Here is a 9,570-nt window from a genome sequence, read left to right on the forward strand (position 1 = left end):
CTTGCCTCTCCCACCCGGCATCCTCATGACCCCGGCGCCCTTGCTGCCCTCAGTGCTCTCAACGCCAACAACGGTGAGGCAACGCTTTACTGTGATAATCTGCGATCTTGATCCCCCATCACCGTTACAGACAGGGAAGGCTGCGACACGATGCCAGATTCTCTCGGGCTTGATACATCCATTATTCCCAATTGGATCAAGACATTGCGGCATGAAGAGGATCATCAGGCTCTGATGATCCTTGAACTGGCTGCCGACCTGGCTGGCGCTCCCATGGCGATGATCAACCTGCGTGATGGCGAGCAGCTCAAGCGCTGGTTGAGTCTGGACGACAATGTGCATGAGTCCGTCCCCATCAACGATGCGCTGTGTGGCGCAGCGGTACTGCAAGCCAGTCCCCTCATCACGTGTGACGCCCGTCGACAACCGGAACTCGCCGGTTGCAGTTCGGTCCTTGCCGACGGCATTCGTTATTACATCGGCTTGCCCCTCAAGGCAGACAATGGCGAGATAATCGGCTGCATGAGCCTGGCGGACGCTGAGCCGCGGCAACAATTGCCCAGCCCGGACGTCCTCGTCCGGCTGGACAAGCTCGCGAGCCTGGCGACCGAGGCGCTGAAACGCCAGGTCAATCAAAGCTACCTCAATGCAGAGTTCGCAGACAGTCAGTCGCGGGCCAGCTGGATATTGCGCAGCATTTCCGATGGCATCATCGAATGGAAAACAGGCAACGAGAGATTGACCATCTCTACCCGCCTGGAAAACCAGTTGGGGTATGAAGCCGGCACACTCGATACCGCACTCGAGGCGTTGCATGAGAGAGTCGCGCCCGACATGCGTGACGACTTCAAGGCCTTGATCAACGCCAAGCGACTGAGCGGGACGCCTTTCAATTGCGAGTTGCTGATCCGCACCCAACAGGGAGATCATCGCTGGTTTGAGCTGCGCGCTCAATTCGAGGTCAGAAACGGAGCGCCCTACCGCTTCATCGGCTCATTGCTGGATATCCATCAGCAGCATCTGGCCAAGGATGCCCAGGCCGACAAGCTGCGCCGCTATGAACGTCAGCAGGCGGCCTTGATCGAGCTCGGCAACACCCGCCACGATGAGAACGCGCAGCTCGACAGCCTGCTGCCGTGGTTATGTGAGCAAGTCGCCAAGGGCCTGCAGATACGCAAGGTAAGCTTCTGGTACATGAATGAAGACCGCGACTGCCTGTCGCTGGCCCATGTCCATGATGCGTGGGTCCCCCCGCCGCACGATGCCACGCATAGCACAGTTCCCACTCGCCTCACCCGCACCCAGAACCGGGTCTATTTCGAGGCTCTGGATGCCGGTCATGCTCTCGCCCTGGCCGATGTGACCAAGGCCAATCAGGAATTGCTGTTTGATGGCACCTTCCGCTGCAGCGTGAAGGCCATCATCGACAGCCCGATCCGTGTGGCAGGCCAGGTGGTGGCCGTCATCTGCTGCACGGAAAGCAATGCCCCACGCGAATGGGCAGATGATGAGCAGGCGTTTCTGGCCTCGGTGGCGGATCACGTCTCACAGCTCATGACCGAATTCGAGCAACAGGCCTCTCAGAAACGCCTGCGTGCCAGCGAGCGACGCTACCGCGCCACCTTCGAGCACTCCGCTGTCGGCATGGCGCACCTGAGCACCAGTGGCCAGCTGTTGCGCGTCAATCAACGAATCGAGAGCATCCTAGGCTACACCGCCGCCACCTTGTCGCAGAGTGTGATACGCGAACTGATCGAGCCGGAAGACCTGGAGAGCTTCCTGCAGCAACATCAGGCCCTGATCGAGCAGCGCAAGGATTTCTTTACCCAGCAATGTCGCTTCATCCATGCCTCCGGCAACTCGGTGCATGCAGAGATCAGTGTCTCTGCGGTCGAGGCGACGCCAGACCAGGATGGCTATACGCTGCTGGCGCTGATCGACAATACGCTCAATCACACCATGTCGCAGCGCATGGCTCACGAGGCCAATCACGACAGCCTGACGGGCTTGCTCAATCGCGGCGCCTTCAAGCGTGAACTGACGACACTTTGCGATGATGCGCGCGCCACCCGCACGCTACATTGTCTCGCCTACATCGATCTGGACCAGTTCAAGGTCGTCAATGACACCTGCGGCCACTCGGCCGGCGATGCGCTATTGATCCAGCTGGTCGACGTCATTGCCGCCGGCTTGCGCAAGCAGGATCGTCTCGCACGCCTGGGAGGGGATGAATTCGGCTTGCTGATGCCCGACATGTCGCTGGACGCCGCCGAAGCGCTGCTCGAAGAGATGCGCCAGTCCGTCACCAACTTCCGATTCATGTGGGAAGACAAGCTGTTCACCATCAGTACCAGCATTGGCCTGGTGAGCATCGACAGCAATCACAACGACCCACACCAGCTGCTGAGTGCCGCCGATGCTGCCTGCTATGAAGCCAAGGATGCCGGGCGCAACCGCATTCATCGCCACAGTGAATCCGGTGACGAGGTAGCTCGGCGCATGCAGGAAATGCACTGGCTGACAGAAATCACCGCGGCCATCGAAGAACAGCGCCTGGTGCTTTACCAACAGCCGATTGTCAGCACCCTCGCCACTGCACAAGCTGACAACGCAGAGCCAGCCAACGACCCGCACTGCGAGCTGAACTGCGAGCTACATTACGAAGTGCTGGTGCGCTTGAAAGGCAGGGATGGCACCATCATTGCGCCGGGCGCCTTTCTGCCTGCGGCGGAGCGTTATGGCCTGTCAGCCGCCATCGATGAACATGTCATTCGCCAATACCTGAGCTGGCTGGCAGCGCACCCTGCGCATGCCCAGCGACTGACCATGGTGTCACTCAATCTCTCCGGGCACTCCATAAGCAGCCCGAGCTTTCGCGACCTGCTGGTCACGCTGGTCCGCGACAGTGGCATCCCGGGTGACAAGCTGTGTTTCGAGATCACCGAGTCCGTCGCCATCACGCGGCTGGGCGACGCTCGCGCCTTCTTCGAGGCACTCGGCGCACTCGGCTGCTCCTTCGCGCTGGATGACTTCGGGAGTGGCGTGTCGTCCTTCGGCTACCTGAAAAACCTGCCCGTCGACTTCCTGAAGATCGATGGCGCCTTCATTCGCGACATGGACACCAACCGCGTCTCCTACTCCATCGCCCGCGCCATTGCCGAGGTCGCGCGTGAAATGGGCATGAAGACCGTGGCGGAATTCGTGGGGAGTGCGCAAGTGCTCGCCTCCGTCGCCACCATCGGTGCCGACTATGTGCAGGGCTATGCGCTGGGCATGCCGGAGCCACTCGAGACACTCGCCATCTGCTCCAATACCAATGACGGCCACAGCAAGGGGCATACCGGCGACACAGACTCCAGCCCGACCTCACGGGTCAATGACGCTCGGGTGGCGCAGCCTCTTGCTCCTAAAGCTGGCTGAATCAGAGGCTTGCCGAATAAAGGCGAAGCGCCCCATAGAGCAGAGCGCGACATTTCCTCAAGACCACACAAGAGAAGCCCAGCCTCCGATCGGCAAACGCCACTCGTAAGCTGGGCTTCTGTTCTCTTATTCAAAATGCAGGATGCAGAATAACGGTATCAGAAACCGGATTCGCGACGCCAGACCCCCACCACTTCACGCCAGGTTCGGCTCAACAGGCTGCGCGGCTCAGTCTCGACGTTGACCATGCCGCGCCGGCCAGGCATCGAGAGTGCCAGCGCCTGTGAGAAGTCCACTGGCTCAAGCGTGACCCGATAGAGGCTGCGCATCAGTTCCAGCTGCCCTTCCTCGCCCTCGCGAACCTTCAACTCCCCACCATAGGGCGCGGCCATTTCCGGCTGCTCAAGCACTGCCACTGCCTGAGGTTCGACGCTGACCACGCGCATTTTCAGCGGCTTGCCTACCGGCGCCAGCGGATAGAACCAGGCAGTGGCACCTTCATCGACACGCAGCACCTCTTCCTCTTCCACCCAGGCCGTCAGGGTCACCTGCCGGGGATTGCGCAGCGTCATCACCCATTCCCCTTCACCGACCCAACCCCCTTCTCGCAAGGCAGGGTTGAGCGAGTGCACCTTGCCGGCGAATGCCGCCTCCAGCTGACCGGTCGCCTGCTCGGCTTGCAGCGCGCTGACCCGTTGGCGCTGCACGTCAAGATCGGCCTGCACCACCGGGCTATCCTGCAGCAGCCTGCGATCCAGACCACTGGCGGAGCGACGCCAGTCCAGCTGCTCCACGCGACGCTCGGCACTGGCAAGCCGCTGGGCGACTTCCGGGGCACTGATGGTCGCCAGCGCTTGACCGGCGCTCACCTCGTCACCCTGGGCGACATCGAGACTCAGTCGGCCACCGAAGGGGGCTTCGAGACGGGCCGAGGGTTGCTCCAACCACCCCGGCAGGCGCAGCTCGCTCTGCCAGGGCCAGACCAGCAAGGCCCCCAGCGCCACGATGATCATCCCGGTACGCAACAGAGCCAGATTGGCGCGTGGCTTGCGACCTTCACTGAACCAGCGCCGAATTTCATTCACGATTGGCCGCATGATGAAGTACCAGATCTCGACGGCGAACAGCACGATGCCGAGAAGCTTGAAGAAGAAGTGATAGACCGCCAGGGCGATCCCGAGAAACAGCAACAGGCGATACACCCAGACGCCCACCGCGAACAGCACCAGGGCACGCTGCGGACGCTCAGGCGGCGCTTCCTTGAAGGCGAACAGCCATTCACGCAGCTGCCAACGCGCCAGCGCCTGGGAGCGCGGTTCAAGGTTGGGCTGCCGCCAGGCATCCGACAGCAGGTAATAGCCATCGAAACGCATCAGAGGATTGAAGTTGACCAGCGCCGACATGATCCAGGTCGTCGTCGCCAGCCAGAAACACAGGGTGCGCGGCAAGCCTTCCGGCAACAGATGCCAGCACAGCAAGGCCAGTACCGCGATCGAGAGCTCGACCGCGACACCCGCGATATCGACGCCAACTCTGTCCCGGGCCTGGGTGAGTCGCCAGGCATCACTGGTATCGGTGTAGAGCACCGGCCAGCCGACGATGAAGGCCACCCCGATGGTCGGGACGCGCGCGCCCTTGGCCTTGGCAACGAAGGCGTGCCCCAGCTCATGCAGTATCTTGACGAAGACCAGCGCCAGCCCCAGTGTCAGCCAGCCACCGACAGCGCCCAGTGCCGCGAAGCTCGCGATGAAGGTATCCAGCTGGCGTACCGTCAGCCAAAGGCCCACCAGAAACATGACCGCCAGGCTCCAGAAGAGGCCCCGGCTACCCAGCCAGCGTACCTTGTTGACGTGCCGGCTCAGCCAGCGATCCGGATTGGCCAGCGGAATGCGCACGAAGAGATAGTGATGCATCAACCACTTGAGCCCCGTAGGACGCGACTCAAGACGGCGTTGGTAGCGTTCCTGCTGTCCGGGATCCCCGCGCACCAGATCATGCTGACGCAGAAATTCCGACAGGGCGCGTAACTGCTCGCCAGGCACTTCACGACCGAGACTGGCACTCGCCTGTTTGGCGGCTGCCGCTTCCTGACCACCGCGAATGAAGGGCAGCAATTCGATGGCGGCCTCGCCCAGTCGATAGAAGCGCTGGGCGACCGGGTCATGCAGCAACCAGCGCCGCTTGCCATCGCGATCCTGCTCGACGGGGTGCAACTTGAGGTCTTCACGCAGCACGGCCAACGGGAGAGTCTGTGAGATCATGCCTTACCACCCGGTCCAGCTGCGCAGCGTGGCCCACGGGCGACGGAACAGGTAATAACCCAGCGTGACCTGTTCCCCCTCGACCTTGGCCGTGCCCCGCCAGCCGACGCGCGGCAGGTTCTCGGCATCGCTCAACACGGCGTGCGCGCGGTAGGCGAGCTCGCCATCCGGTGCCAGTTCGGCCCGATAATTGACGTGCGTCAGCCGTGCTTCACGAACCTGGGAAGGGTCAACATTCAAGAACAACGAGACCTCGGCACCTTCCGGCAGCGGAATGTTGTCGGCACTCGGCAGCCAGATTTCCACCTCGGCGCCCCGAGTGTCGGCCACTTCCAGCAGACGCTCACCCAGCCTGACCGGACGCCCGGCCCAATCGCTGGTATCGCCGAGGATCGCGACACCCTCACGTGGCGCTTCAACGCGCACACGCGTCAGTTGTGTTTCAAGGAAATCGACGTCGGCACGCGCCTGGTCCACCCGCGCCCTCAACAGCGGCACCTCGGCACTGGCCTCACGCTCGGTGAAGGAGCGCTGCCGGGCACGCGCATATTCCGCCTGTGCCACCGCCAGAGCCTGATTGGCTTCGGCCAGTCGCCCCTTGAGCTCGGCATCATCGAGACTCGCCAGCAACTGGCCCTTCTCCACCACCTGATTGGGCGCCACGGACAAGTCCTTGAGCACGCCATCCAGGGGTGAGCGGATGATACTGCTGACCTCTGGCACCACCTCCGCCTGCCCCAGCACGGAAAGGCGTACCGGCACCAACATCAGCAGACCGATCACCACCAAGGCCGCGCCCCACAGCAGGCGCTTGCCCACCGGCTGGCGCCTGCGCCCCGAATGACGTGCCAGCACGTTCTCGGCACCTTGCACCCAATGGGTCAGCAGGCGTTGTTCGGCTTCATTCCAGGGTTTTTCGCGCAACAACAGCAAGCCACCCTCGATACGGCCTCGCCATACCATGGGCACCCAGAGTCCTTCTCGTGGCCAATACTCACTCCAGTCTTCGGCAAGAGATGCATCGCGTTCCTTGAGGCGCTCCGGCGTCAGTGACATGACCTGCTCGGGCTTGGCCGCCCGGGAGTCACCTGCCTTGTCGGAGACGACCTGACGATCGAGATCAAACGCCTTGATGACGCGTCTTGCCCAGTGCAGATAGGGACTCTGCTGCTCGACATCCGTGGCGCCGGAGTGTGACGAGAGCTTGCCATTGCTGACCAGCAACATCTGGCGCGCGGGAAAGAGGTAGCCTGTGTCATTGACCAGCACATACTCTGCTTCCTTGCGCCCCTTGGCGCTCATCAAACGCTTCTGCAAGGTGATGAGGCCCGCCAGGCGATCTGTCGTGACATTGCCTGGCATTTCGACCCGCCGATTCATTGTGCCGCCTCTCCGCTATCCACATCCTCGACGGTGGAAGGACTCAGAGAAGGAAAACGGACCTCGCCACTCATGCCGGGCTTGATGCCGCCATCCGGCTTGGCATCCGGCCGTGCGATCACCTTGAGGGTCTGGCTGACCGGGTCAATGTTGTCGACGACGCGCACGATCTTGCCGGCAAGTTCCGCCCCCGTGGCATCTGCGGTGAAGGTCATCGGGGTATCCGCGCCGACCTGCCCCAGCCACATGGCGGGAATGACGGCCTCGATCTCGAGCTCGTCGGAACTCACCAGCTCCAGCATCGGCTCGCCATTGGAGACGAACTGATGAGGATTGACGGCACGCGAGACCACTTCCGCGTCGAAGGGTGCCGTGATGGTGCAATCGCTGAGATAGACATCCGACAGCTTGACCGAGGAACTGGCCTCATTGACCGCCGCTCGCGACAGATCCACGTCCAGCTGGCTGACATTGTCATAGCGCGCCAGCTGCTTGTTGACCTTGTACTGGGAGCTTGCACCGGACAGACGCGCACGCGCGACTGCCCGCTCCGCCTTCAGCGAACGGCAATCGAAGCGCACCAGCACATCGCCCTTGTTGACCTCTTCCCCGACACGCCGATTGACTTCCAGCAGGCGCCCCGACAGGGGCGCCGCCAGAATGGTGGAATTGACAGCACTGACCTGACCGCGAACGGTCGGTTGATCCGCCCCGTGAGCGGCATTCATCAGCCCGGGCAGCATGGCGACCAGCAGGGTTCCCCCCAACCTCGCCATGCGGCGATTGATACCTTTACCAGCGATCATCATCGTCAGCATCCCTGTTGAAATATGGCGGGAGGCTAGCTTACAGACTGGCCTGACCGTCCTGTGCTTGGGTTGTCTCGGACTGGGCTTCCAGCCAGAGTGCCGGGTCCTGCAATGGCAGGCTGCCGCCAGACCACTGGCGGAAGGAGGCATCCAGGTTGCTGGCCAGCGTATCGACGTCGTAACGCTGATAATCCTCGGGGACCGGATTGAAGCCCAGGCTGAACAGGAAGCCGCCATAGGCGTCCTGTGCATCGGCGTAGGCCAATGAATTGCTCAGCACGGAGTTCAAGGCCTTGGCCTGGTTGAGCAGGGATTGCGTTCCCGAGATCGCACGGCTTGCCCGCGCCTGCTTGCTGAAGTCCGCGATCTGCTCATCCAATGCCTGGAAGCGCTGCGCGATCGCCAGGCTATCCAAGGAGTTGTGGTACTGCTGCCAGCCCAGATTCACCCGTGCCAGCGTCGCCATGTTGCTGGCGAGACGACGCGCTTCGACCATCTGGTCACGCGCCTCGTTCTGAGCCTTGATCTCATCGATCGCGAACAGCCGGAAGATATTCCAGCTGACCCGCACACCCGCCTGTGCCCAGGTGTCGTTGTACAGATAGCTGTTACTGTCGTAATTGGCGCTGTAGGAGAACTCCAGCCCCGGCAACAATCGCACCATGCTCTTGCGCGCTTCACGTTGCGCGATGCGCGCATTGTATAGCTGACCGACGTATTCCCCGCTGTTGGCCAGCGCGACACGCTCCAGCACATCCAGGTCGTTGGAGGGCAACGGAGGAAGTTCCGGCAACTCACTCGGCGCCTGCAAGGGGATCTCGACATTGGGGGCCTGATTGATCAGGCTCGCCAGTTCGATCTGGGAGGTCTCGACGGAACGCTGCAAGCTCTTGAGATTGCGCATGATGGAGAGCAGCTGGCGCTGCTCCTGCAGGACATCCAACGGTGCCCGCAGTCGTTCGCGCTGGATCTGATCCAGCTGCGCGAGCGCCTTTTCGGTGTCTATCAGCAAGGCATCGATGCGCGGCTTCAACTTCTGCGTCACCGCAGCCTTCCAATAGGCGCTGCGCGTCTGCTGAAGCAGCTTGGCCATGATGTCACGCCGGGCGTTCTTGACGATCAGGAAGCGGTCCGCCTCCTGCTTGGCCTTCAGGTAGCTGACACCGAAATCCAGCACGTTCCAGGAAAGGCGCAGATCGGCATCGGTGCGGTCCTTGTCGACAGAGGTCGACTGGGCAAGGCTTTGCACGCCGGTACGCACGTTCTCGCTCGAGGAGGCATCTTCATTGTTGCGGCTGGTGAAACCGGCATTTGCCGCCAATACCGGCAGCATGTCCATCTTGGCCAGATTGAAGCTCTGCTCGGCCAACGCCTGCTCCATCAGCTTGACGCGATTGTCGAGGTTGTACTTCAGCGCGCGCGCCATCGCCTGATTGAGATTCAGCGGCTCGGTGATGGCCGGCGTCATCTGCTCGAAGAGCATCTCATCGCTCTGGATGGCGGTCGCGATATCCTGACGATCCAGAGGCTCAGGTTGCACGGTGCCGCATGCCGACAAGGCAATGCCCGCGGCGCTTATGGCAACCATCGTCGCCAGAGTCTTGAGACGACCCCGCCCGCGTGATTCAGGCAACGCCCGGGCGGTTTCCGTTTTTTCGTTTCCCGTCATGATATCGCCTCGTTCCCTTGCTCTTGTTCAC

General features: G+C 61.8%; 5 protein-coding genes. 1 reads left to right on the forward strand and 4 read right to left on the reverse strand.

Annotated features, from left to right (window positions below):
- Positions 1-234 precede the first annotated feature (234 nt).
- On the forward strand, positions 235-3,420 hold the full coding sequence (locus HA399_RS09730; protein WP_215822923.1) for an EAL domain-containing protein: 3,186 nt from the start codon (positions 235-237) through the stop codon (positions 3,418-3,420).
- Between the two features lie 158 nt (positions 3,421-3,578).
- On the opposite strand, the gene HA399_RS09735 is transcribed toward HA399_RS09730, so the two are convergent.
- The 4 genes from HA399_RS09735 to HA399_RS09750 all read right to left on the reverse strand — a co-directional run bounded on the left by HA399_RS09735 (position 3,579) and on the right by HA399_RS09750 (position 9,410).
- On the reverse strand, positions 3,579-5,681 hold the full coding sequence (locus HA399_RS09735) for an HlyD family efflux transporter periplasmic adaptor subunit (RefSeq protein ID WP_404324806.1): 2,103 nt from the start codon (positions 5,679-5,681) through the stop codon (positions 3,579-3,581).
- Between the two features lie 3 nt (positions 5,682-5,684).
- Complete coding sequence (locus tag HA399_RS09740) at positions 5,685-6,983, reverse strand: efflux RND transporter periplasmic adaptor subunit (protein WP_215822925.1); 1,299 nt, start codon at positions 6,981-6,983, stop codon at positions 5,685-5,687.
- Positions 6,984-7,057: 74 nt separating this feature from the next.
- Positions 7,058-7,870, reverse strand: a complete 813-nt coding sequence (locus tag HA399_RS09745) for an efflux RND transporter periplasmic adaptor subunit (protein WP_215822926.1) — start codon at positions 7,868-7,870, stop codon at positions 7,058-7,060.
- Between the two features lie 37 nt (positions 7,871-7,907).
- On the reverse strand, positions 7,908-9,410 hold the full coding sequence (locus tag HA399_RS09750; protein WP_192838952.1) for a TolC family protein: 1,503 nt from the start codon (positions 9,408-9,410) through the stop codon (positions 7,908-7,910).
- Positions 9,411-9,570: the final 160 nt, after the last annotated feature.

Origin of the sequence: Cobetia sp. UIB-001 (genome assembly GCF_044789135.1) — a bacterium.
In the GTDB taxonomy this organism is placed as follows: Bacteria; Pseudomonadota; Gammaproteobacteria; order Pseudomonadales; family Halomonadaceae; genus Cobetia; species Cobetia amphilecti.